The organism is Pseudoduganella sp. RAF19 (genome assembly GCF_052114165.1).
Taxonomy (GTDB): domain Bacteria; phylum Pseudomonadota; class Gammaproteobacteria; order Burkholderiales; family Burkholderiaceae_D; genus Rugamonas.
In genome coordinates, this window is record NZ_JBFREF010000002.1 from 353,056 (window position 1) to 377,076 (window position 24,021).

Consider the following 24,021-nt stretch of genomic DNA (forward strand, 5'->3'; position numbering starts at 1 on the left):
AGGCAAGGATGTCAAAGCCGCTATTCTATAGGGAAGATCGCTTCATCCGAAGCCCACGCCATAAAACTTTGATCCAGTCCCGTTTTTCGAGTTTGGGACGGCGGCGGAAAACGTCGTATTCGTTCTCCTCGATCGCCTCCAGAATGCGCAGGCCGCCCTGTACTACCAGGCGCAGTTCCAGGCCGATGCGGCCTTTCAGGCGCAGAGCCAGTGGCGCACCGCTGAGCATTAAGGCACGTGCGCGTTCGACTTCAAATTTCATCATGGCGCGCCATTTGGCGACGTTGTCGGCGCGGTTCATGTGGGCGGGCAGGATGGCGAAGCGGTTCAGGTCCTCCATCGGAATGTAGATGCGCTCTTTTTGCTCGTCGATCGCCACGTCCTGCAGGAAGTTGATGATCTGGAGGGCGGAGCAGATGGCGTCGGAATCGCGCACATTCTCTTCGTCGGCCTGGCCATACAGGTGTAGCATCAGCAAGCCCACCGGATTGGCGGAGCGGGCGCAGTAATCGAGCAGGGCCTCATAACTGGCGTAGCGGGTGACTTCCACATCCTGCTTGAAGGCAGACAGCAGATCGTAGAAGGGCCGCATCGGCAGCGCGTACTTGGCGATGGTGGCGGCCAGGCGCGTGAACATCGGGTCCAGGCCATCTTCGCCACGCTCGATGCGGGCGAGGGATTCTTCATAGGCCGTTAGCGCGGTCAGGCGCTGTTCCGGCGTGGCGTCGCCTTCATCGGCCAGGTCGTCGGCGCTGCGGGCGAAAGCGTAAATCGCTTCGACGGCAGGAACCAGGCGGCGCGGCAGCAAAACCGAAGCAACAGGGAAGTTCTCGTAATGGTCAACGGGCATAGAGGACGGATTCTAATATAAATGACGCGAAAGTCATTTTCAAAACTGGTTGACCCAACTATAATTTTTACCTAACCGGAAAGTCATTTACTTCCCGGAACGAAAATAATAATGGCAATCTGACATCCCGTGAAGGAAATACATCGTGTTTGTCGCAAAAAATCTTCCAATGGCCCTGGCCGCGACCCTGTTGCTGGCCGCCTGTTCCAAGCCCGCCGAGAAGACTGAGGAGATCCGCCCGGTCCGCGTCATGACCGTTCAGAGCAGCGATATTGACGTCAACGCCGAATTTTCCGGTGAAGTGCGCCCGCGCGTCGAATCCCGCCTCGGCTTCCGCGTCGGCGGCAAGATCGTATCGCGTAAGGTCGATGTGGGCAATGTGGTGCACCACGGCCAGGTGCTGATGGAGCTGGACCCGCAGGACTTGAAGCTGTCGCAGGCGCAGGCCATGGCCGCGCTGCGCGCCGCTGAAACCAACCGCGATCTGGCGGCGGCGGAGCTGAAGCGCTACCAGGAACTGCGCGAGAAGAATTTTGTGAGCCAGACCGTGCTCGATTCCAAGCTGTCGACCGCCAAGTCGGCGCAGGCGCAGGTGGATTCGGCGCTGGCAGCCTACCGCGGCCAGTCCAACCAGGCCGGCTACGCGAGCCTGACTTCGGACATCGACGGCGTAGTCACCGCCGTGGATGCGGAAGTAGGGCAGGTGGTCGCACCCGGCACGCCAGTAGTGCGCGTGGCGAAGTCGGACGAAAAGGAAATCGTGTTCGGCGTACCGGAAGATAAGGTCGACACCTTGCGCAAGACCCAGGACGTGCAAGTGCGCCTGTGGGCCGATCCGGACAAGCAGGTGCCGGGCAAGATCCGCGAGATTTCGCCGGTAGCCGACCCGTTCACCCGTACCTACGCCTTCAAAGTAACGATCCCGCAATCCTTGATCGAGGCGAAACTGGGCATGACGGCGGTGGTGGCCTTTGCGTCAAAGACCGCGATCCCCCAGATCAAAGTGCCGCTGACGGCGCTGTTCCGCGAGCGGAATGCCACCTCCGTGTGGGTGGTGGAGAATGGCGCGGTGAAGCTGGTGCCGGTCACCGTCGCAGGTGTGCAAGGTAACGATCTGGTGATCGGCGGTGGCATCAAGCCGGGCCAGACCATCGTCACCGCAGGCGTGAATCTGCTGAAGCCGGGCCAGAAGGTCAATGTTCTGGGAGCGCCGGTTAAATGAAGGATTTCAACCTCTCGCGCTGGGCGCTGGAGCATATCCCGCTCACGCGCTATCTGATTGCGGTGCTGCTAATTGGCGGCATGCTGTCGTACAAAAATCTGGGGCAGGACGAAGATCCGCCGTTTACCTTCCGCGCCATGGTGGTGCAGGCTTTCTGGCCCGGCGCGACCGCGCTGCAGATGGCCGACCAGGTGACCGACAAGCTTGAAAAGAAGCTGCAGGAAACGCCTTACATTCACGAGATCACCAGCTATTCCAAGCCGGGGCAGACCGTCATTATCGTCAACCTGCGCGAGTCGGCGCCGCCGAAAGAAGTGTCGCAGGCCTGGTATCAGGTGCGCAAGAAGATCGGCGACATCCGCGGCACGCTGCCGCCCGGTGTGATCGGCCCGGCCTTCAACGACGAATTCGGCGATACGTTCGGCTCCATCATCGCGCTGCGCGGCGATGGCTTTACCTATGCCGAAATGAAGGACTATGCGGACTTCGTGCGCCAGGCGCTGCTCAACGTGCCCAAGGTGTCGAAGGTTGAACTGCTTGGCGTGCAGGACGAAAAGATCGATATCGAGTTCTCGCACAAGAAGTTCGCCCAGCTTGGCCTGACGGTGGAACAGATCGCCAACCAGATCGCAACGCAGAACGTGGTGGAGGCGACCGGTGTGGTCGTCACGCCAACCGACAATCTGGAGGTGCGCGTATCCGGGGCGCTGAAGACCGTCAAGGACCTGGAAGAACTGGAGCTGCGCGCCAACGGGACGACCTTCCGTCTCGGCGACTTCGCGACCATCAGGCGCGGCTACCAGGACCCGCCGCGCGACAAAATGCGCTTCAACGGCAAAGAAGTGATCGGCCTGGGCATCTCGATGGAGAAGGGCGGTAATATCATCGAGCTGGGTAAGGATCTGGAAAAGACCGTCACCGAAATGAAGGGCAAGCTGCCGGTCGGTATTGAGCTGGACCGCGTGGCCAACCAGCCTGCCGCCGTGACTGCGTCCGTGGGCGAATTCCTGCACACGCTGATTGAGGCGGTGGTGATCGTGCTGGCGGTGAGCTTCGTTTCGCTGGGCGTGCACACCAAGCCCAAGCTGCGTATCGATGCCCGTCCGGGACTGGTGGTGGCACTGACCATTCCGCTGGTGCTGGCTGTGACCTTCCTATTCATGCGCATTTTCGACATCGACCTGCACAAAATTTCGCTGGGCGCTCTGATTATCGCGCTAGGTCTGCTGGTGGACGACGCCATCATTGCCGTGGAAATGATGGTGCGGAAGATGGAGGAGGGCCACTCGCGCTTCGATGCGGCCACCTTTGCCTACACCTCGACCGCGATGCCGATGCTGACCGGTACGCTGATTACGGTGGCTGGCTTCGTGCCGATCGGCCTGGCCGCATCGGCAGCGGGCGAGTACACCTTCTCGCTGTTCTCGGTGAATGCGATTGCACTGGTGACCTCGTGGGTGGTGGCCGTGGTGTTCACCCCTTACATCGGTTATGTGCTGCTGAAAGTGAAGCCGCACGCGCCGGGCGAACACGGACATGATCTGTTCGATACGCCGGGCTATGCGAAATTCCGCCGTATCGTGAACTGGTGCGTGGAGTACCGCTGGACGACGATTGGCGCGACGCTGCTGGTGTTCTTCCTTGGCGTGTTCGGCTTCAAGTTCATCGAGAAGCAGTTCTTCCCGGATTCCAGCCGTCCAGAGCTGATGGTGGAGATGTGGCTGCCGGAAGGTTCCTCCTTCGAACAGAACGAAAAGCAGGTGAAGAAGTTCGAGGCCTTCATGGCGAAACAGGAGGGCGTTGCGAGCGTGACCAGTTATGTCGGCACCGGCAGCCCGCGCTTCTACCTGCCGCTGAACCAGATTTTCCCGCAGACCAATGTGTCGCAGATGGTGGTGCTGGCGAAAGACCTGCATTCGCGCGAGGAGCTGCGCAAGAAGATCACGGACATCTTCAAGACTGACTTCCCGGAGGTGCGCGGCCGCGTCCAGCTGCTGCCGAATGGGCCGCCGGTGCCGTATCCGGTGCAGTTCCGCGTGACCGGCGCCGACGTGGCGACCGTGCGTTCGATCGCCGACCAGGTGAAGGATGTCATGCGCGCCAATCCGAATACGCTGGGCGTGAACGATAACTGGAACGAGTACATCAAGGTGCTGCGCCTGGATCTGGATCAGGACAAGATGCGCGCTTTGGGTGTGACGTCGCAGACCGTGATGCGGGCGGCGAACACGATCCTGTCCGGCACGCCGATCGGCCAGTTCCGCGAAGGCATCCGTCTGATCGATATCCAGGTGCGCCAGCCGCTGGAAGAGCGCAGCACGATTGCGGTGCTGAACGACACCTATATTCCAACCGCCAGCGGCAAGTCGGTGCCGATCTCGCAGCTGGCCCGCGTGCAGTTCGTGTGGGAGCCGGGCGTGGTGTGGCGCCTGGGCCGCGAATGGGCGATCACGGTGCAGGCCGACGTGGCGGAAGGCATCCAGGGTCCGACCGTTTCGGATCAGATCAATCCGAAACTGGATGCGCTGCGCAAGAAGCTGCCGGCCGGCTACGCGATCACGGTGAAGGGCGCTTCCTCGGATTCCAGCGCAGCGGAAGAGTCGATTTCGGCCAATCTGCCGCTGGCGATCTTCATCATCTTCACGCTGCTGATGCTGCAATTGCATAGCTTCTCGCGTTCGGTGATGGTGTTCCTGACCGGTCCTCTGGGCGTGGCGGGGGCGGCGATGGCGCTGCTGATCATGCACCGTCCGCTCGGCTTTGTGGCGAACCTGGGCATCATCGCGCTGTTCGGTATGATTATCCGGAACTCGGTGATCCTGGTGGACCAGATCGAGCAGGATATCAAGTTGGGCGTGCCGGCCTGGAATGCGATCGTGGAGTCGGCCGTGCGCCGCTGCCGTCCGATCTGCCTGACCGCGGCTGCGGCGGCGCTGGCCATGATTCCCTTGTCGCGCTCCGTATTCTGGGGGCCGATGGCGGTGGCGATCATGGGCGGGCTGATTCTGGCGACTGCTTTGACTTTGCTATTCCTTCCGGCACTCTACGCGGCGTGGTTCCGGGTGCCAAAACCCAAGGCATAAAACGGGTGGCTGCCACGACGTGGCAGCCACCAGGTCTCTGCCTCGGGTTCCGGTTGTGCCGCCGTCAGGTTCAAGCCGAGGGTTCTTAATGTTGTGTGGAAGCTAAAAAACCCTTCCACACTCTGAAAAAAGTTGTAAAATGCCGGGTCGAAGTTGAAAGCCCTGGGCGACCTGTTTTCACTTAAAGGGTCGCCCTTTGCTTTTGTGCAAAAGTGCCGCGAGGATGGCGAAATTGGTAGACGCACCAGGTTTAGGTCCTGACGCCAGCAATGGTGTGGGGGTTCGAGTCCCCCTCCTCGCACCATAAGTACATATATTTTTTTGGACGATTTTTACATGGCTACTGCAGTCGAAACCCTGGGCAAACTTGAACGCCGCATGACGATTTCCTTCCCGCTGTCGGATGTTCGTTCCGAAGTGGAAAAGCGCCTGAAAGTACAAGCCCGTAGCGCTCGCGCACCTGGCTTCCGTCCAGGCAAAGTGCCAATGAAAATGGTTGCTGCACAATACGGCTACCAGATCGAAAGCGAAGTGCTGAACGACAAAGTCGGCCGCGCTTTCAACGATGCCGCCAACGCCAACGAACTGCGTGTTGCTGGTTTCCCACGCATCGAACCGAAGCAGGACGCACCGGAAGGCCAGTTGGCTTTCGACGCCACCTTCGAGATCTATCCGGAAGTGGAAATCGGCGACCTGACCAAGGTTGAGATCGAGACCGTGAAGTCGTCCGTGACCGATACCGAAATCGACAAGACCATCGACATCCTGCGCAAGCAGCGCGTGCACTTCCACACCAAGGGCGAAAAAGGCGAGCACGGCGACGGCGGCGAAGCCATCGCTGCTAACGGCGACCGCGTGACCGTGGACTTCGTCGGCTCCATCGACGGCGTGGAATTCCCTGGCGGTAAAGCGGAAGACTACGCTTTCGTGCTGGGCGAAGGCCGCATGCTGCCGGAATTCGAAGCCGCAACCGTCGGCCTGAAAGTGGGCGAGTCCAAGACCTTCCCGCTGGCATTCCCTGAGGACTACCACGGCAAGGACGTGGCCGGCAAAACCGCCGAGTTCACCATCACCCTGAAAAAGCTGGAATGGGCGCATCTGCCTGAAGTGGACGGCGAATTCGCCAAGTCCCTAGGCGTGGCTGACGGCGACCTGGCCAAAATGCGCGAAGACATCAAAGTCAACCTGGAGCGTGAAGTTGCAGGCCGCGTGAAAGCACGCAACAAGGAAGCCGTGATGGATTCCCTGGTCAAGACCGCCGTGCTGGAAGTGCCACAGTCCCTGATCGCTCAGGACACCGAGCGCCTGGCCGAAATGACCCGCCAGGACATGGCTGCCCGCGGCATGAACGTAAAAGATGTACCATTCCCTCCAGAGCTGTTCAAGGACAAGGCTGAGCGCCGCGTGCGCCTGGGTCTGATCCTGTCCAAGCTGGTTGGCGACAACAACCTGCAAGCGACTCCAGAGCAGGTGAAGGCACAGATCGAAGACTTCGCGCAGAGCTACGAAGATCCACGCGAAGTGCTGAAATACTACTACAGCGACCGTCGTCGTCTGGCTGAGGTGGAAGCTCTTGTATTGGAAGAAAACGTCGTTACATACGTCCTGGGCCTGTCTAAGAACGCTTCGAAAGAAATTCCTTTCGACGAACTGATGGGAAGCGCAGCGCAGGCTTAATTGCTTGTGTTTAATAAACCACCGGCCTAATCCTGGGGGCAGACACGCAGTCAGAGATAGTGGACGCGAGCCGCTGCAGCTGAATGTGTGTCTGCCCCCTGTTTCACGATGGTGGTTCTAGCAAAGGAATTGGAATGAACCGTAATCCCGCACTCGATACGGAAATGCTCGGCCTGGTGCCGATGGTGATCGAACAAAGCGGCCGCGGCGAGCGCTCGTATGACATTTACTCGCGCCTGCTGAAGGAACGCGTGATCTTCATGGTGGGTCCGGTCAACGACCAGATGGCCAACCTGATTGTTGCCCAGCTGCTGTTCCTTGAAAGTGAAAATCCGGACAAGGACATCTCGCTGTACATCAATTCCCCGGGCGGTTCCGTTTCCGCCGGCCTGGCGATCTTTGACACGATGCAGTTCATCAAGCCTGACGTGTCGACCCTGTGCACCGGCATGGCCGCCTCGATGGGCGCCTTCCTGCTGGCCGCGGGCGCGAAAGGCAAGCGCTTCTCGCTGCCGAACTCCCGTATCATGATTCACCAGCCGTCGGGCGGTTCGCAGGGCATGGCATCGGACATCGAAATTCAGGCCAAGGAAATCCTGTACCTGCGCCATCGCCTGAACAGCATCATGGCCGAGCGTACCGGCCAGACGATCGACCAGATTGCCAAGGACACCGACCGCGACCGCTTCATGTCGTCGGAAGAGGCGGCGGAATATGGCCTGATCGACAAAGTGTTGACCAGCCGGGCTTAAAAGCGTCCGAAGATAAGACGCCCGGACGCTACAACGTTCGGGCGTTTTGCATTTATTTCGGGTAGCATGGTGGTTGTGTGCAGGACTTCTTTCCGCGGCACATTGCAACCTTGGCTACACACTAAAGAAAAGTCCCATGTCAGAGAAAAAATCCTCCAGCGGCGAAAAACTTCTGTACTGCTCGTTCTGCGGCAAAAGCCAGCACGAGGTGAAGAAACTCATCGCCGGTCCATCCGTCTTCATCTGCGACGAGTGCATTGACTTGTGCAATGACATCATCCGCGATGAGACCTCCAGCATCGAATCTGTCACGGGCGCCAAGTCGGACCTGCCAACGCCGCAGGAAATCACCGACCTGCTGAACCAGTATGTGATCGGCCAGGAAACGGCCAAGCGCATCCTGTCGGTGGCCGTGTACAACCACTACAAGCGCCTGAAGCATCTCGGCAAGAAAGACGATGTCGAGCTGGCCAAGTCCAATATCCTGCTGGTCGGCCCCACCGGCTCCGGCAAGACCCTGCTGGCCCAGACCCTGGCGCGCATGCTGAACGTGCCATTCGTGATCGCTGACGCGACCACGCTGACCGAGGCTGGCTACGTGGGTGAGGACGTCGAGAATATCATTCAAAAACTGTTGCAGAGCTGCAACTATGATGTAGAAAAAGCTCAGCGCGGTATCGTGTACATCGACGAGATCGACAAGATTTCCCGCAAGTCCGACAACCCGTCGATTACCCGCGACGTGTCGGGCGAGGGCGTGCAGCAGGCACTGCTGAAACTGATCGAAGGCACCATGGCTTCCGTGCCTCCGCAGGGCGGCCGCAAGCACCCGAACCAGGACTTCGTGCAGATCGACACCACCAACATCATGTTCATTTGCGGCGGCGCATTTGACGGCCTGGCGAAGATCATTTCGAACCGGTCCGAAAAATCCGGCATCGGCTTCTCGGCCGTGGTGAAGAGCAAGGAACAGCGCGCCAACAGCGAAATCCTGATGGAAGCGGAACCGGAAGACCTGATCAAGTTCGGCCTGATCCCTGAACTGGTAGGCCGTCTGCCGGTGGTGGCGACCCTGTCGGAACTGACGGAAGAAGCCCTGATCCAGATCCTGATCGAGCCAAAGAATGCGCTGGTGAAACAGTATTCCAAACTGCTCGAAATGGAAGGTTCCGAACTGGAGATCCGTCCTGCCGCACTGCACGCCATTGCCAAGAAAGCCCTGGCGCGCAAGACCGGCGCGCGCGGTCTGCGTTCGATTCTGGAACATGCACTGCTGGACGTAATGTTTGATTTGCCGAATCAGCAAAACGTAACAAAAGTCGTCATTGATGAAAATACGATCACCAGTGGCGCAAAACCTCTTTTGATTTATCAGGAAACCCCAAAGGCGTCGGGGGAAAACTAAAAAGGGTTTTGCATCCCTGAGGCAAGGCGGTACAATCAAAACCAATAATAGAACGCAGGCTTCAGTCGGAAAGCCACTCGCGATTGCCTGTCGCGCGTGGCTTTTTTTATTTGAAAATGCGTTCTTTTATCGTAGCCGCTAATAATTTCAGCAAATCTTAATTTTTCTGAGAAATATTACGGTTGCAGGTCTTGTGATTTGGCCGCGAGGGCCTACATCATAACCAAGCTTTTACATAGGGTACGCCATGACAACTTCCAAATTAACTGAGCAAACTCAACTGCCTCTGTTGCCTCTGCGGGATGTCGTCGTTTTTCCGCATATGGTGATACCGCTGTTTGTTGGCCGCCCGAAATCGATCAAGGCGCTGGAAGCGGCAATGGAGCAGGGCAAGAGCATCATGCTCGCTGCCCAGAAAGCCGCCGCCAAGGACGAACCTTCTCCCGCTGATATTTATGAAATCGGCTGCGTCGCCAACATTTTGCAAATGCTGAAACTGCCGGACGGTACCGTGAAGGTGCTGGTCGAAGGTTCGCAGCGTGCGCGCATCCGCAAGATTACCGATTCGCCTACTCACTTTATTGCCGACCTGGTACCGCTGGAGTCGGAAATTGGCGATGAGTCCGAGATCGAGGCCATGCGCCGTGCGATCGTTCAGCAGTTCGACCAGTACGTCAAACTGAACAAGAAGATCCCGCCAGAAATCCTCGCATCCCTGTCGGGCATCGACGATGCCGGCCGTCTGGCCGACACCGTGGCAGCGCACCTGCCGCTCAAGCTCGAACAGAAACAGGTCATCCTGGAAATCTTCAACGTCGCCAAGCGCCTGGAGCATCTGCTCGGCCAGCTGGAAGGCGAGCTGGATATCCTGCAGGTCGAAAAGCGCATCCGTGGCCGCGTCAAGCGCCAGATGGAGAAGTCGCAGCGCGAGTACTACCTGAACGAACAGGTCAAAGCCATCCAGAAGGAACTGGGCGAAGGCGAAGAGGGCGCCGATCTCGACGAACTCGAGAAGAAGGTAGCCGCCGCCAAGATGCCGAAGGAAGCGCTGGAAAAGGCCCAGGCCGAGCTGAAGAAGCTGAAGTTGATGTCGCCGATGTCGGCCGAAGCCACCGTGGTGCGCAACTACATCGATACGCTGGTGTCGCTGCCCTGGAAGAAAAAGTCCAAGGTCAACAACGATCTGGCCAATGCCGAGCGCATCCTGGAAGCCGACCACTATGGCCTTGAGAAGATCAAGGAACGCATTCTGGAATACCTCGCGGTGCAGCAGCGCGTGGACAAGCTGAAAGCACCGATCCTGTGCTTCGTTGGTCCTCCAGGCGTGGGTAAGACCTCGCTGGGCCAGTCCATCGCCAAGGCCACCAACCGCAAGTACGTGCGGATGGCGCTGGGTGGTGTGCGCGATGAGGCCGAGATCCGCGGTCACCGCCGTACCTATATCGGCTCCATGCCGGGCAAGGTGCTGCAGTCGCTGTCGAAGGTTGGCGTGCGCAACCCGCTGTTCCTGCTGGACGAGATCGACAAGATGGGCGCGGACTTCCGCGGCGATCCGTCGTCGGCCCTGCTGGAAGTGCTGGACCCCGAACAGAACCACACGTTCTCGGACCACTACATTGAAGTGGACTTCGATCTGAGCGACGTGATGTTCGTGGCGACGTCGAACAGCTACAACATCCCGCCGGCGCTGCTGGATCGTATGGAAGTGATCCGCCTGTCCGGCTACACGGAAGACGAGAAGGCCAATATCGCGCTGCGTTATCTGCTGCCGAAACAGATCAAGAACAACGGTCTGAAGGAAGGCGAGATCAGCATCAGCGAAGCGGCCGTGCGCGACGCGATTCGCTATTACACCCGCGAAGCCGGCGTGCGTTCGCTGGAACGTGAAGTGGCCAAGATCTGCCGCAAAGTCGTGAAGATGCTGCTGCTGAAGAAGTCCGACAAGAAGGTCGCTGTGACGCCGAAAAACCTGGACAAGTTCCTGGGCGTGCGCCGCTACGACTTTGGCGTGGCCGAGAAGACCAATCAGATCGGCCAGGTGGTCGGCCTGGCATGGACCGAAGTGGGCGGCGATCTGCTGACCATCGAGTCCGTGAACATGCCGGGCAAGGGCAATGTGATCCGTACCGGTACGCTGGGCGATGTGATGAAGGAGTCCATCGAAGCAGCGCGTACCGTAGTGCGTAGCCGCGCTTCGCGCCTCGGCATCAAAACCGAAGCGTTCGAGAAGCAGGATATTCACATCCACGTGCCGGAAGGCGCTACGCCTAAAGATGGACCTTCGGCCGGTATCGCGATGACGACTGCCATGGTGTCGACCTTCACGGGCATCCCGGTCCGTGCGGACGTCGCCATGACCGGCGAGATCACGCTGCGCGGCGAAGTGCTGCCGATCGGCGGTCTGAAAGAGAAGCTGCTGGCAGCGCATCGCGGCGGCATCAAGACCGTTCTGATTCCCGAGCAGAACGTGAAGGACCTGGCCGAGATTCCGGACAATGTGAAGAACAAGCTGGAAATCGTGCCGGTGCGCTGGATCGACAAGGTGCTGGAAGTCGCGCTGGAACGCCAGCCGGAGCCTATCACTGAAGTGCCGGTGGAGGCGGTTGCAGCCGCTGCCGCCAAAAGCGACGGCCCAGCCGAAGTAGTCAAACACTGAACCGTGAAAAGCCAGTGTCTGCCACCTCGTGGCAGACACTTGGGTCACCCGGTTTGGAAAAACAGGCGCCATCTGGCGCCTGTTTTGCTATTTACCCTTGACACAGAGTAATCCCGGCTTGTTTAATACGCCCTGAGATTTTTCTCGCAATATTTTTCTGCCTTATTGTTAGGCATGAAAACGGTATAAACGATTTAAACCTTTGTGACGGGGACCTTGCTTTGAACAAGACTGAACTGATCGACCACATCGCTACTTCCGCAGACATCTCGAAAGCGGCAGCCGCTCGCGCGCTGGACGCAGTGATCGATGGCGTAACCACCACCCTGGCCAAGAACGACAGCGTCACCCTGGTCGGCTTCGGCACCTTCTCCGTGAGCGAGCGCGCAGCCCGTACCGGCCGCAATCCGCGCACGAAAGAAGAGATCAAGATTGATGCAGCAAAAGTTCCTAAATTTAAAGCTGGTAAAGCTTTGAAAGACGCTGTACAATAATGGCCTTCGGTAAGCAGTGATGCTTACCGGGCAGTTTAACCGGGCGTTTAGCTCAGTTGGTAGAGCGGATCCCTTACAAGGATTAGGTCGGGAGTTCGACCCTCTCAACGCCCACCAGTTAAACGATTGTAGTACCGTGTTGTGTTTGCAGGAGTGGTAGTTCAGTTGGTTAGAATACCGGCCTGTCACGCCGGGGGTCGCGGGTTCGAGCCCCGTCCACTCCGCCAGCAAGCGCACACAACTACCTGGAGTGGTAGTTCAGTTGGTTAGAATACCGGCCTGTCACGCCGGGGGTCGCGGGTTCGAGCCCCGTCCACTCCGCCAGAATACCGAAAAAAGCCTCATCAGCCCTAACGCGCCCCAGGTCGCGCTATGTGCAGATGGGGCTTTTTTCCTTTGTGGCGCCTTGCTATGGGGGCAACAGCCCTGTAAAATCGCGCGAACATTTACGTAGCATCCACAAGACCGGAAACCAGCTAACCATGTTTGATTTTGTTCGCACGCATCAAAAACTGATGCAGATTATTTTGGCGATTCTGATTGTGCCGTCGTTTGCCCTCGTCGGCATCAGCGGTTACCGCAGCTTTGGCGAAGACGCCAATACGCTCGCCAAGGTCGATGGCCGTTCGGTGACGCAGCAAGAGCTGGACAACGCACAGCGCAACCAGCTGGACAACCTGCGCCAGCGTATGGGTCCACAGTTCGACCAGAAGCAGTTCGACACGCCGGAATTCAAGCAGAACGTGCTGGATACGCTGATCGCCGAGCGCGCAGTGAACGCCGAAGTGCACCGCGATCACCTGACCGTGACTGACGCTACGCTGCGCAAGATCATCAGCGAGATTCCAGGCCTGGTGGATGACAAAGGCAAGTTCGAAGTCGAGCGCTACAAGGCCGTGCTGGCCGCGCAAGGCATGTCGCCAGAGATGCATCAGGCGCGTCTGCGCCAGGAACTGAGCCTGCAGCAGCTGACCGGCGCCATCGAGTTCAGCGGCTTCGCGCCACGCACCGTGTCCAAGATGATTTCCGACTTCGGCGCACAAGAGCGCGAAGTGCAGGAACTGATGCTGCCGGTGGCTTCCTTCGTGCCGCAGGTGAAGATCACCGACGATATGGTGAAAGCCTTCTACGACAAGAACGCCAAGCTGTTCGAAGTGCCTGAGCAAGCCAGGATCGAATACGTGGTGCTGAACGCCGCTGCGATTGCAGACCAGGTCAGCGTGAACGATGAGGAAATCGCGTCCTATTACAAGAACAACGAAAAGCGCTACAGCGAAGAAGAGCAGCGCCGTTCGAGCCACATCCTGATCAAGTACGGCACCGACAAGGCAGCGTCGAAAGCCAAGGCTGAAGCTATCCTGGCCGAAGTGCGTAAGAACCCGGCCGAATTCGCCAAGATTGCCAAGGCCAAGTCGGAAGACCAGGGCTCCGCGGAGCAGGGCGGTGATCTGGACTTCCTGGTCAAGGGCAGCTTCGTGAAGCCGGTAGAAGACGCGATCCTGAGCCTGAAGCAGGGCGAGATCAGCAATCTGGTGGAGTCCGAATTCGGCTACCACATCATCACCGTGACCCAGCTGAAGCCTGCGCATGTGAAGACGCTGGACGAAGTGAAGCCGGAAATCGTCGCCGAGATCAAGAAGCAGAAGGCCGCGAAGAAGTATTCCGAAATGGCTGAAACCTTCACCAACACCGTGTACGAGCAAGCGGACAGCCTGAAGCCAGCGGCCGACAAGCTGAAACTGAAGATCGAAACCGCCGAAGGCCTGACCCGTCAGCCGTCGCCTGCACTGGGCCAGGCGCCGTTCAACAACGCCAAGTTCCTGACCGCGCTGTTCTCCGATGACGCCATCAAGAACAAGCGCAATACCGAAGCCGTTGAAGTGGCGCCGAGCACTCTGGTTTCCGGACGTATCGTGGAATTCAAGCCTGCATCCAAGCGTCCGCTGGCTGAAGTGGAAGGCGCAATCCGTCAACGCGTGACCATGGAAGAAGCCCTGAAGGCCGCGCACAAAGCCGGCGAAGAGAAGCTGGCTGCAGCGAAAAAGGCCGGTAGCGCTGAAGGCTTCGGTGAAGCCAAACTGGTGTCCCGCGCCAAGCCTGAATTCAATCCTGCGGCCTTCCAGGCTGTGATGCGCGCCGACGTCTCCAAGCTGCCGGCTTATGTCGGCGTGGAAGTACCGGGCGTAGGTTACGGCGTGTACCGCATCGGCAAGGTGCAGCAGCCTGCCAACGAAGACGCAGCACGCCGCGATCAGGAAGCGCAGCAGATCAATACGCTGACCGCGCAGCAGGAAATGGTGGGCTACGTGGAAGTGCTGAAGCAGAAAGCGAAAGTGAAGATCGTTCGACCGGTCACCACCGCTCCGGCGAAAGCCGAATAATAAAAAAGCCGCCCACGGGCGGCTTTTTTTATTCCTTGTGCAGCTGTCTCGCTGCGGCCAGGAAGGAGTCTGGCGAGATGTCCGCGAGCTCCACGGCCTGGGCTTTATCGTACTGTACGAAATTCCTGTTGATCGACTTGGTGTAAGCCGGATCGTAGTGATCCACCAGCAGCTCGTCCACCAGCTCCGGCATCTGGCCGACGCTGGCCATCTCCTGCCAGCGCGCGATCTTTTCCTTGCCGTGCAGTGGCACCAGGAACTCCAGTTGTGCATTCAGCGCCGGCGCATTGCAGGCGAAGTGCTGGTAATCCTCGATCAGCAGCTTCACGCGGTCGGCGCGCGAGACGTTCATGGCCACGCACTGCGAGGCGCGCATGCGGTCCATCAGCGCCGCAGGTACGCGCAGGTCGCCTACCTTCTTGCTCTCGGATTCAACGAACACGGGGTGCGCAGGATCGAAGCGGCGCAGGCGGTCCCAGATCGAGGTCTCAAACGCTTTCTGCGAAGGCTGCGGCTGGCAGGGAATATTGCCCAGCACCGAACCGCGGTGGGCTGCCAGCTGTTCCAGATCCAGCACTTGCGCGCCGATTGCCTCCAGCGTATCCAGCAGGCGGGTCTTGCCGCTGCCGGTAGTGCCGCAGATGACGCGGAAATCCAGCTCCGGCGTCTTTTCAAGTTCGAGGTTGATCTGGTTGCGGAAGGCCTTGTAGCCGCCGTCCAGCTGCACCACCGGCCAGCCGATCTTGGCCAGCACATGCGCCATGGCGCCGCTGCGGTTGCCGCCGCGCCAGCAGTAGATCAGCGGCTTCCAGTCGCGCGGCTTGTCCAGCCACAGCGTTTCGATGTGGTAGGCGATATTCTTCGACACCATGGCTGCGCCGACCTTCTTGGCTTCAAACGAGCCGACCTGCTTGTACATGGTGCCGACAGCGATGCGCTGTTCGTCATCCAGCACCGGGCAGTTGATGGCATTCGGCAGATGGTCCAGCGCGTACTCGGAGGGGCTGCGCGCATCGATGATGGTGTCGAATTCGTCGAGGCGGGCCAGTACGTCTTCAATCTTCAGGAGTTCGGGATACTTCATTTTGTTTTGAGTATGGGAAGCAGGTGGGGCCAGATATTGGCCAGGATAATCGGATGGGCCTGGGCCAGCGGATGCAGGCGGTCGGCCTGGAAGGTATTGTCGGCAACGCCTTCCAGCATGAAGGGCGTCAGCGGCACCTTGGCGTTCTTGCTCAGGGCGCCGTACATGGCGAAGAATTTATCGGAATAGTCGCGGCCATAATTCGGCGGCATGCGCATGCCGACCAGCAGCACCTGGGCGCCTGCCTTGCGCGAGGCATCGACCATGGCGCGCAGATTGGCTTCGGCGGCGGGAACCGGCAGGCCGCGCAGGCCATCGTTGGCGCCCAATTCGATCACGACGACATCCGGCTTGTGTTTGCTCAGCAGGGCGGGCAGGCGGGTACGGCCGCCACTGGTCGTCTCGCCGCTGATGCTGGCGTTGACGATATTGGCATCCATCTTCTGCGACTTCAGTTTCTGCTCCAGCAGAGCGACCCAGCCGGTGCCGCGCGCCAGGCCATATTCGGCCGACAAGCTATCGCCCACCACAAGCAGGGTTTTTGGTGCAGAATAGGCGTTTGCCGCGCTGACCACCAGGAGCAGGGCGGTCAAGGCCAGTCGCAACTTATTGAACAAGATCATGCCCGATTTCCCTCAAGCGTCTACCAGCAGTTTCATTCCCGACGCACCGGCCTTGCCGGCGTCGCGTGTATCCGTGTCGCATGCCGCTATCGCAGTTTCCGGCCTGAGCAAGCGCGTGGCCGATGCCAGCGGCGAGCTGACGATTTTGCATAGCGTGGATTTTACCGTGCAAAAGGCCGAGACGCTTGCTATCGTCGGCGCCTCCGGTTCCGGTAAATCGACCCTGCTGGGCCTCCTGGCGGGATTGGACACCCCGAGCGAGGGCCGCGTCGTCCTCGACGGTGTCGATATTTTCGCTCTGGACGAAGACGGCCGTGCGTCGCTGCGCAAGGAAAAGCTGGGCTTTGTGTTTCAGTCTTTCCAGCTGCTGCCGCACCTGACCGCGCTGGAAAATGTGATGCTGCCGCTGGAACTGGCGGGCGATTCGCATGCCCGCGCCAAGGCTGAAGCGATGCTGGGACGCGTGGGGCTGTCAAGCCGTCTTAAGCATTATCCCAAGTTTCTGTCCGGCGGCGAACAGCAACGTGTGGCGCTGGCGCGCGCTTTCGTGACCGAGCCGCCGCTGCTGCTGGCGGATGAACCGACCGGCAGCCTGGATGCGGCGACCGGCGAGGCAGTCATTCAGTTGATGTTTGAACTGAACCGCGAGCGCGGTTCGACGCTGGTGCTGGTGACGCATGACCCATCGATCGCTGCGCGCTGCGGCCGGACCATCACCATCGCGGCCGGCCGCATCGTCCCTTAAAACCCGAGGCCAGGACCTGGTGCCTGCCACGCCGTGGCAGGCACCTGTTTTACGCCGTGGGTTCTAAAGGCGACTGTGGCTGGCCATGCGATTGTCCGCGGTGCGGATTCTAACGGCCACTGTGGCTGGCAGGCGATTGATCGCGGTGCGGATTCTAACGGCCACTATGGCTGGCCAGGCGGTTGATGGCGGTGCGGATGGCCGGTATCAGCTCGCCGGCCGTGATGCCAATCGCGCCCGTGCCTTCCGCTACCAGCACATCAGCCGCCATGCCGTGCAGCCACACCGCGCCCAGCGCCGTCTCCCATGCCGGCCAACCCTGCGCCAGCAGGCTGCCGCAAAGCCCCGCCAGTACGTCGCCGGTTCCCGCCGTTGCAAGCGCCGGATTACCGGTGGTGTTGATGACGACTGTGCCGTCCTGCGCCGCGATTACCGTGCCCGATCCTTTCAGCACCACCACCGCGTTCAGCGCCGCAGCAAGTTTGCGCGCCGCCGCGGGCCGGTCTTCCTGCACATCCGCCGTGCTGCAACCGAGCAGCCGCGCAGCTTCCAGCGGATGCGGCGTGATTAATGTCGGAGCATGGCGCGTTGCCAGCAGCTCGCGCAGATTGGCGTCTGCAGCGCACAGATTCAAAGCATCGGCATCGGCGACCATGGCGCTGTGGCTGTGCAGGGCGCTGAACAGAATTTCCGAGGCCGACGCTGACGTGCCCAGTCCAGGCCCCGCAACAGTGACGGCAGTGTCGAAATCGAATGCCTGCGCAGCGCGGCACATCAGCTCAGGATGATTCGGATCGAAGGAGGGCGCYTCGCCAATGAAACAGGCGAACACGCGCCCCGCACCGCACATCAGGGCCGTACGTGCGGCCAGAATGGGGGCGCCAGCCATCCCGCGCGCACCACCCAGCACGGCCACATTGCCGAAACTGCCTTTGTGCGCACTGTGACGGCGGCGCTGCACGCAGTGCGAAAACAGCGCAACATCCGACAGCCGGGCGGCCGTGCGCGGAAACAGCGAACCATCCAGATCCAGATTGCTGACCAGGACCAGTCCCGCGTGATCGCGGCCTTCGCAAGTATGCAGGCCGGGCTTGTCGCCAATGAAGGTGATGGTGTGTGTGGCGCGCACCGCAACGCCATGCGGCCCGACGATGGCGCCGGTATCGGCATCCAGTCCGCTCGGCACATCCAGCGCCAGCACCGGACAGCCCAGCGTATTCACTGCCTGGACCAGCTCCGCGGCAAGGCCGGACAGCGGCCGTTTCAGCCCTATGCCAAACAACCCGTCGATCACCAGGCTCCATTCGCCATGTACATGCACCAGTTCCGGCGCCAGAAAACGCAGAGGTGCACTACGGGCGCGGTCGAGGGCATGGCGGCGCTCGGCGGAAGGCTCGCCGCCTGGCTCAAAGTGGAGCAGGGTGACCTGCGCGCCCGCATGGGCCAGATGGGCGGCGGCTTCCAGCGCGTCGCCGCCGTTATTGCCGGGACCTGCCAGGGCCAGCACTCTTGCCTTGGCGATCGTGAAGGGCAGCAGGTCCAGGGCCTCGTTGGCGCTTGCCTGGCCCGCGCGCTGCATCAATGCACCCTCTGGCAGCCGCTGCGCTGCGGTGCGCTCGATGTCGCGGATTTCGGCAACGGTGTAGAGAGGGGTCATGGCAACAATTCTAGCACCGAAATTCCGCTGCTCAAGAGCAGCCCGCCGCACTACAATAGGCGCTTCACGACGCATACGGGGCAGGCAATGGACTGGCAATTCTGGATCGACAGGGGCGGTACTTTCACGGATATCGTTGCGCGTATGCCGGACGGCAAACTGCGAACGCACAAGCTGCTGTCCGAAAGCCCCGAGCATTACCGTGACGCGGCCATTGCCGGCATCCGCCATCTGATGGGCGTTGCGGCTGGTGGAGCAATCCCGGTCGAGCGGGTCGAAGYGGTGAAAATGGGCACGACCGTGGCCACCAACGCGCTGCTGGAGCGCAAGGGCGAGCCGGCCGCTCTGGCCATCACGCGCGGCTTCCGCGATGCACTGCGCATCGCGTACCAGAACCGTCCACGCCTGTTTGACCGCCATATCGTGCTGCCCGAACTGCTGTACCAGTGCGTGGTCGAAATCGACGAGCGCATCGGCGCACATGGCGATGTCGTTACGCCGCTGGATAGTGCCGCGGCGCGCGCCGGCCTGCAGGCCGCCTACGACAAGGGACTGCGCTCGCTGGCCATCGTTTTCATGCACGGCTACCGTTACACGGCGCACGAAGAAACGGTAGCGCAGATTGCGCGTGAAATCGGCTTTACGCAAATCTCCGTCTCGCACCACGTCAGCCCGATGATGAAGCTGGTGGCACGTGGCGATACGACGGTCGTTGACGCCTATCTGTCGCCCATCCTGCGCCGCTACGTGGACCAGGTAGCCTCCGACCTGCCGGGCGTGAACCTGCAATTCATGCAGTCGAACGGCGGTTTGACCGACGCACGCGCCTTCCAGGGCAAGGACTCGATTCTGAGTGGCCCCGCAGGCGGTATTGTCGGCATGGTGCGCGCCAGCCGCGCGGCGGGCTTCGAAAAGGTAATCGGCTTCGATATGGGGGGCACGTCAACCGATGTGTCGCACTTCTCCGGCGAATTCGAGCGCGTGTTCGAGACGCAGGTCGCCGGCGTGCGCATGCGCGCGCCCATGATGAGCATTCATACCGTGGCGGCGGGCGGCGGCTCCATTTTGCACTTCGACGGCAGCCGCTTCCGCGTCGGTCCGGATAGCGCCGGCGCTGATCCCGGCCCGGCCAGCTACCGCCGCGGCGGCCCGCTGGCGGTCACGGACTGCAACGTCATGCTGGGCAAAATCCAGCCCGAGAATTTCCCCAAACTGTTTGGCGCGAAGGGCGACCAGCCGCTGGACGCGGAAACTGTGCGCGATCAATTCGCTGCCATGGCTCGCGAAATCGAGGCTGCAACCGGCGCCCCGTCCTCGCCGGAGCAGGTGGCTGAGGGCTTCATCGAGATCGCGGTCGGTAATATGGCCAACGCAATCAAGCAGATTTCCGTGCAGCGCGGCCACGACGTCACCGAATACGCGTTGACCAGCTTTGGTGGTGCGGGCGGCCAGCATGCCTGCCTGGTGGCTGATGCTCTGGGCATGAAAACAGTATTCATCCATTCACTGGCGGGCGTGCTGTCGGCGTACGGCATGGGACTGGCCGATCAGACCGTGATGCGGGAGTCGGCGGTTGAAATGAAACTCGGTGGCGATGCGCACGCCGCGCTGGAAGGCCGCCTCGATGCGCTGGCCGAGCTGGCGCGCACCGATCTGGTGGCGCAGGCTGTCGCCCCCGCGCGTATCGACGTGGTACGCCGCGTGCACTTGCGCTATGAAGGCACGGATTCCGCGCTGATCGTGCTGTTTGGCAGCGAGGCGGAGATGAAGGCGCAGTTTGAGGCTGCCTATCGCAAGCGTTTCTCCTTCCTGATGCCGCACAAGGCGCTGATCGTGGAAGCGGCGTCGGTGGAAGCCATCGGCAAATCCGACGCGCCAGCCGAAGCGCCGCCGCAAGCCGCACCGCGCCATGCGCCACTGGCGCCGCAGCGCGTGGTGCAGATGTACAGCGCCGGCCAATGGCGCGATACAGGCCTGTTCCTGCGCGAGTCCACCCGCATTGGCGACATCATCAAAGGCCCTGCCATCATTGCGGAAGCCAATGCGACGACCATCGTGGAGCCAGGCTGGCAGGCCGAGGTCACGCCGCAAGACCATCTGGTGCTGACTCGCATCGAAGCGCTGCCGCAGCGCCGGGCGATCGGCACCACGGCCGATCCGGTCATGCTGGAGATCTTCAACAACCTGTTCATGTCCATCGCCGAGCAGATGGGGCTGCGCCTGCAGAACACGGCCTACTCGGTGAACATCAAGGAGCGCCTGGACTTCAGTTGCGCCATCTTCGATGCCGACGGCAATCTGATTGCCAATGCGCCGCACATGCCGGTGCACCTCGGCTCCATGGGCGAAAGCATCAAGACGGTGATGCGCGAGAACGCGGGCAAGATGCGCGCGGGCGACGTGTACATGCTGAACGACCCTTACAACGGCGGCACCCACTTGCCGGATGTCACCGTCATCACGCCGGTCTTCGATGAGGCGGACGAGAAGATCCTGTTCTACGTTGGCTCGCGTGGCCACCATGCGGACATTGGCGGCACCACGCCCGGTTCGATGCCGCCGGATTCGCGCCTTATCGAAGAAGAGGGCGTCCTGATTAATAATTTCAAGCTGGTGGACGGTGCATCCGGCGGCCAGTTGCGCGATGCCGAAGCGCGTGCGCTGCTGGCAGGCGCCAAATACCCTGCGCGCAATCCGGACCAGAATATGGCCGACTTCCGTGCGCAGGTGGCGGCGAACCAGAAAGGTGTGGAAGAACTGCGCAAGATGGTGGCCCACTTCGGCCTGGACGTGGTGCAGGCTTATATGCGCCATGTGCAGGATAACGCCGAAGAAGCCGTGCGCCGCGTGATCAGCGCGCTGCGCGATGGCCACTTTGTGCTCGACCTCGACAACGGCGCGCGCATCGAAGTCGCTGTCCGTGTGAATCAGGCGGAGCGCAGCGCGGAAATCGACTTTAACGGCACTTCGGGCCAGCTGGATAACAATTTCAACGCGCCGTCTGCGGTTTGCATGGCGGCCGTGCTGTATGTGTTCCGGACGCTGGTGGACGATGAGATTCCGCTTAATGCGGGCTGTCTGAAGCCTTTGCACGTGGTCATCCCGCCGGGCTCGATGCTGAATCCGCACTATCCTGCGTCGGTAGTGTCGGGCAATGTGGAGACGTCGACCTGCATCACCAATGCGCTGTACGGCGCACTGGGCGTGCAGGGCGCTTCGCAGGGCACGATGAACAACTTCACCTTCGGGAATGCGAAGTATCAGTATTACGAGACGATCAGCGGCGGTTCGGGCGCAGGCGACGGCTTCAATGGCACGGACGTGGTACAGACTAATATGACCAACTCGCGCCTGACCGATCCTGAGATTCTGGAATTCCGCTTCCCGGTGCGGCTGGAAAGCTACGAGATTCGCAGGGATTCGGGCGGCAAGGGGCAGTGGCACGGCGGCAGTGGCGGCGTGCGCAAGGTGCGCTTCCTGGAGGAGATGACGGCGGCCATTCTGTCGAATAACCGCGTGCATGCGCCGTTTGGCATGGCGGGCGGCGAGCCCGGGGCGCTGGGCCGTAATACGGTGCAGCGCGTGGATGGCAGCACGGAGCAGTTGGGGCACATCGGCAAGACCGCGATGCGGCCCGGTGACGTGTTTGTAATCGAAACGCCGGGCGGCGGCGGATATGGCGCTCCCGCGGATCATTGAGTAAAACCCGCAGCAAACCCGAGTGGCAGGCACGGCGTGCCTGCCACTAGTCTTATGCGGTGGTGGAAATACCGTATTTGCGCTGCGTGCCGGTGTACTGGGCCAGCAGCGCGGCCAGCTGGGGATTGTCGGGGTCGAGGCGGCGGATGCGGCCGATCAGGTCGGCGGCCTGTTCGCCCAGCGGTGCTTCCCAGCCCAGTTCGTCCAGCTGGCGCACGGCTGCCTGCGCGGCCGCATATAGCACCGGCAGATTGCCCGGCGTGCGGCGCAGGGCCTGATTGAGTGTGATGACCGCAGACCGGTGATCGCCCTGGGCCGTCTTGTCGGCCGCTTCGGTGACCATCGCTTCCACCTGATTGTTGATGCGATCGCCCACGCCGCGCGCGAGATCGTGGCGGCCGGCTTTCTCGAACACGCCGACTGCCTGCTCCATCGAGAGCCCGCTTTCGGGATCATTCATCATATTCAACATGACTTCGGAGGCGTCGCTATCCAGGCGATGCCGCAGGCAAGCGTGCACCAGTCCGATGCGCAGCTGGCTCGATAGCCCGCGCGCCATGCCGACGGCACTCACGGCGTTGGACAGCTCCTCGGCTGCTTCATTCTCCTTGCCCGTCAAATCCAGCAGCAGCGCATTCGAAATGGAGCGGCAGGCTTCGGTGTTGGCATTGGCGCGCAGCGAGCGTTCCAGATCGCGGATCACGCCACTGGCCTGGTTCGCGTCGCCCTTGCGCACCAGCGCGCGCACCAGGTTCACATGATCCTCGGGATCGCGGAATTCGGAATAGCGCGCTTTCGCCACCACCTGCTTGAACGCTTTCTCTGCGCCGCTGATGTCGCCGGACTCGAACGACACTTCGCCCAGGTGCCGCAAGCGCTGCACCAGATGAGGCGAGATCGACACGGCATCCTCCAGCACTTTCTTGGCTTGCACGGTCTGGCCCATCGCCTCGTAAGTACGCGCCAGCAGGTCGTAGGCCGCCATCAGCTGCGGATTCAGCTCCAGCAGGCGCTCCAGCGTACCCTGTGCTTCGTCGTAGCGTTGCTGGGCAAACTGGCAGCGGGCGAGGCCCAGCTGCGCCCAGCCCGAGTGGCGCGTCACCATCACGCCCTGATAGACATGTTCGGCTTCCGCCAGTTCGCCCAGTTCGGACAACAGCTCGGCGCGCAGGCGGGCAAATTCGGTTGCGTAGCGGGCATGGGAGATTTCCGACTCGCGGCAAGCCTTCACCGCTTCGCGCAACTGGCCGGAAGCGATCTGCTGGTAGACCGGCATGAACAGCGCACGGCGGTCCACGGCGCGCGTGATCCGCTGCAGCAGCAGGTCCACCGTGAATGGCTTCAGCACGTAGTCGGTGGGCGTCAGTTCGGCAGCGCCCATCACCTTGCTGTGCACACCCTCGGAGGTGAGCATGATGAAGATGGCGGAACGGTCGATCAGCTTATGGTGCCGCAGGTCTTCCAGCAGCTGCTGGCCATCCTGGCCGCTGTCTTCGCTGCCGTTGCCCAGATCATACTCGCACAGGATGATGTCGAAGCGTTTGTTGCTCAACTGGCGGATGGCCGTGCCCGCGCTGACCGCGTACTCGATGCGTGAGATCGAGGACTGGCTAAGCATATTGTGCAAGTTTCCCCGCATCGCCGGATTCGGGTCAACAATAAGGACGGACAGGTCGCTGGTCAATGGCATCGT

15 protein-coding genes and 4 tRNA genes are annotated in these 24,021 nt (G+C 60.7%); 14 read left to right on the forward strand and 5 right to left on the reverse strand.

Annotation, left to right across the window (positions count from 1 at the left end; translation table 11 throughout):
- Positions 1–25 precede the first annotated feature (25 nt).
- The gene (gene hpnC / locus AB4Z19_RS06245; RefSeq protein WP_442026371.1) at positions 26–850 is read right to left on the reverse strand and encodes a squalene synthase HpnC; all 825 of its coding nucleotides are present in this window, start codon (positions 848–850) and stop codon (positions 26–28) included.
- 145 nt (positions 851–995) lie between these two features.
- Between hpnC and AB4Z19_RS06250 the strand changes: the two genes are divergently transcribed.
- The 12 genes from AB4Z19_RS06250 to AB4Z19_RS06305 all read left to right on the forward strand — a co-directional run bounded on the left by AB4Z19_RS06250 (position 996) and on the right by AB4Z19_RS06305 (position 14,520).
- Entirely contained in the window at positions 996–2,072 is a 1,077-nt protein-coding gene (locus AB4Z19_RS06250; RefSeq protein WP_442034681.1) for an efflux RND transporter periplasmic adaptor subunit, read from the forward strand.
- Positions 2,069–5,155 (forward strand): efflux RND transporter permease subunit, encoded by a 3,087-nt coding sequence (locus AB4Z19_RS06255; RefSeq protein WP_442034683.1) that lies wholly within the window; start codon positions 2,069–2,071, stop codon positions 5,153–5,155. The genes AB4Z19_RS06250 and AB4Z19_RS06255 overlap by 4 nt, the downstream gene beginning before the upstream one ends.
- Before the next feature lie 217 nt (positions 5,156–5,372).
- Positions 5,373–5,459, forward strand: a tRNA-Leu gene (locus AB4Z19_RS06260).
- A 32-nt stretch (positions 5,460–5,491) separates the two neighbouring features.
- Positions 5,492–6,832, forward strand: a complete 1,341-nt coding sequence (gene tig / locus AB4Z19_RS06265; protein WP_442028162.1) for a trigger factor — start codon at positions 5,492–5,494, stop codon at positions 6,830–6,832.
- Between the two features lie 134 nt (positions 6,833–6,966).
- A complete protein-coding gene (gene clpP / locus AB4Z19_RS06270) occupies positions 6,967–7,584 on the forward strand; it encodes an ATP-dependent Clp endopeptidase proteolytic subunit ClpP (RefSeq protein WP_442028161.1) in 618 nt (205 codons plus the stop codon).
- 136 nt (positions 7,585–7,720) lie between these two features.
- The gene (gene clpX / locus AB4Z19_RS06275) at positions 7,721–8,989 is read left to right on the forward strand and encodes an ATP-dependent Clp protease ATP-binding subunit ClpX (protein WP_442028160.1); all 1,269 of its coding nucleotides are present in this window, start codon (positions 7,721–7,723) and stop codon (positions 8,987–8,989) included.
- Positions 8,990–9,236: 247 nt separating this feature from the next.
- Positions 9,237–11,645, forward strand: coding sequence for an endopeptidase La (lon, locus tag AB4Z19_RS06280; protein ID WP_442034685.1), 2,409 nt, complete (start codon positions 9,237–9,239; stop codon positions 11,643–11,645).
- Positions 11,646–11,866: 221 nt separating this feature from the next.
- Positions 11,867–12,139, forward strand: coding sequence for an HU family DNA-binding protein (locus AB4Z19_RS06285; protein ID WP_055927923.1), 273 nt, complete (start codon positions 11,867–11,869; stop codon positions 12,137–12,139).
- A gap of 41 nt (positions 12,140–12,180) precedes the next feature.
- Positions 12,181–12,256 (forward strand) — tRNA-Val (locus tag AB4Z19_RS06290).
- A 33-nt stretch (positions 12,257–12,289) separates the two neighbouring features.
- A tRNA-Asp gene (locus AB4Z19_RS06295) sits at positions 12,290–12,366 on the forward strand.
- 20 nt (positions 12,367–12,386) lie between these two features.
- A tRNA-Asp gene (locus tag AB4Z19_RS06300) sits at positions 12,387–12,463 on the forward strand.
- A 158-nt stretch (positions 12,464–12,621) separates the two neighbouring features.
- Positions 12,622–14,520 (forward strand): SurA N-terminal domain-containing protein, encoded by a 1,899-nt coding sequence (locus AB4Z19_RS06305; protein WP_442034687.1) that lies wholly within the window; start codon positions 12,622–12,624, stop codon positions 14,518–14,520.
- A gap of 28 nt (positions 14,521–14,548) precedes the next feature.
- Here the strand turns inward: AB4Z19_RS06305 and mnmH are convergent, their stop codons facing one another.
- On the reverse strand, positions 14,549–15,604 hold the full coding sequence (gene mnmH, locus AB4Z19_RS06310) for a tRNA 2-selenouridine(34) synthase MnmH (RefSeq protein ID WP_442034689.1): 1,056 nt from the start codon (positions 15,602–15,604) through the stop codon (positions 14,549–14,551).
- A complete protein-coding gene (locus tag AB4Z19_RS06315) occupies positions 15,601–16,227 on the reverse strand; it encodes an arylesterase (RefSeq protein WP_442029204.1) in 627 nt (208 codons plus the stop codon). The genes mnmH and AB4Z19_RS06315 overlap by 4 nt, the downstream gene beginning before the upstream one ends.
- Between AB4Z19_RS06315 and AB4Z19_RS06320 the strand changes: the two genes are divergently transcribed.
- Positions 16,226–16,972, forward strand: coding sequence for an ABC transporter ATP-binding protein (locus tag AB4Z19_RS06320; RefSeq protein WP_442029205.1), 747 nt, complete (start codon positions 16,226–16,228; stop codon positions 16,970–16,972). The two genes, AB4Z19_RS06315 and AB4Z19_RS06320, sit on opposite strands and share 2 nt — an antisense overlap.
- Before the next feature lie 154 nt (positions 16,973–17,126).
- Here the strand turns inward: AB4Z19_RS06320 and AB4Z19_RS06325 are convergent, their stop codons facing one another.
- Positions 17,127–18,629, reverse strand: coding sequence for an NAD(P)H-hydrate dehydratase (locus tag AB4Z19_RS06325; protein WP_442034691.1), 1,503 nt, complete (start codon positions 18,627–18,629; stop codon positions 17,127–17,129).
- 87 nt (positions 18,630–18,716) lie between these two features.
- Here AB4Z19_RS06325 and AB4Z19_RS06330 point away from each other — a divergent pair, with 87 nt between their 5' ends.
- A complete protein-coding gene (locus AB4Z19_RS06330) occupies positions 18,717–22,328 on the forward strand; it encodes a hydantoinase B/oxoprolinase family protein (protein WP_442034693.1) in 3,612 nt (1,203 codons plus the stop codon).
- A gap of 52 nt (positions 22,329–22,380) precedes the next feature.
- On the opposite strand, the gene AB4Z19_RS06335 is transcribed toward AB4Z19_RS06330, so the two are convergent.
- Positions 22,381–24,018 carry a tetratricopeptide repeat protein gene (locus AB4Z19_RS06335; RefSeq protein WP_442034694.1) on the reverse strand — a complete coding sequence of 546 codons (1,638 nt, stop codon included), beginning with the start codon at positions 24,016–24,018 and terminating at the stop codon, positions 22,381–22,383.
- Between the last annotated feature and the right edge of the window lie 3 nt (positions 24,019–24,021).

Coding starts and splice junctions, on each gene's coding strand:
- AB4Z19_RS06320 (WP_442029205.1), top strand. CDS start 16,226: ATGCCCGATTTCCCTCAAGCGTCTACCAGCAGTTTCATTCCCGACGCA.
- AB4Z19_RS06335 (WP_442034694.1), bottom strand. CDS start 24,018: ATGCCATTGACCAGCGACCTGTCCGTCCTTATTGTTGACCCGAATCCG.
- hpnC (WP_442026371.1), bottom strand. CDS start 850: ATGCCCGTTGACCATTACGAGAACTTCCCTGTTGCTTCGGTTTTGCTG.
- clpP (WP_442028161.1), top strand. CDS start 6,967: ATGAACCGTAATCCCGCACTCGATACGGAAATGCTCGGCCTGGTGCCG.
- AB4Z19_RS06315 (WP_442029204.1), bottom strand. CDS start 16,227: ATGATCTTGTTCAATAAGTTGCGACTGGCCTTGACCGCCCTGCTCCTG.
- mnmH (WP_442034689.1), bottom strand. CDS start 15,604: ATGAAGTATCCCGAACTCCTGAAGATTGAAGACGTACTGGCCCGCCTC.
- lon (WP_442034685.1), top strand. CDS start 9,237: ATGACAACTTCCAAATTAACTGAGCAAACTCAACTGCCTCTGTTGCCT.
- AB4Z19_RS06255 (WP_442034683.1), top strand. CDS start 2,069: ATGAAGGATTTCAACCTCTCGCGCTGGGCGCTGGAGCATATCCCGCTC.
- clpX (WP_442028160.1), top strand. CDS start 7,721: ATGTCAGAGAAAAAATCCTCCAGCGGCGAAAAACTTCTGTACTGCTCG.
- tig (WP_442028162.1), top strand. CDS start 5,492: ATGGCTACTGCAGTCGAAACCCTGGGCAAACTTGAACGCCGCATGACG.
- AB4Z19_RS06305 (WP_442034687.1), top strand. CDS start 12,622: ATGTTTGATTTTGTTCGCACGCATCAAAAACTGATGCAGATTATTTTG.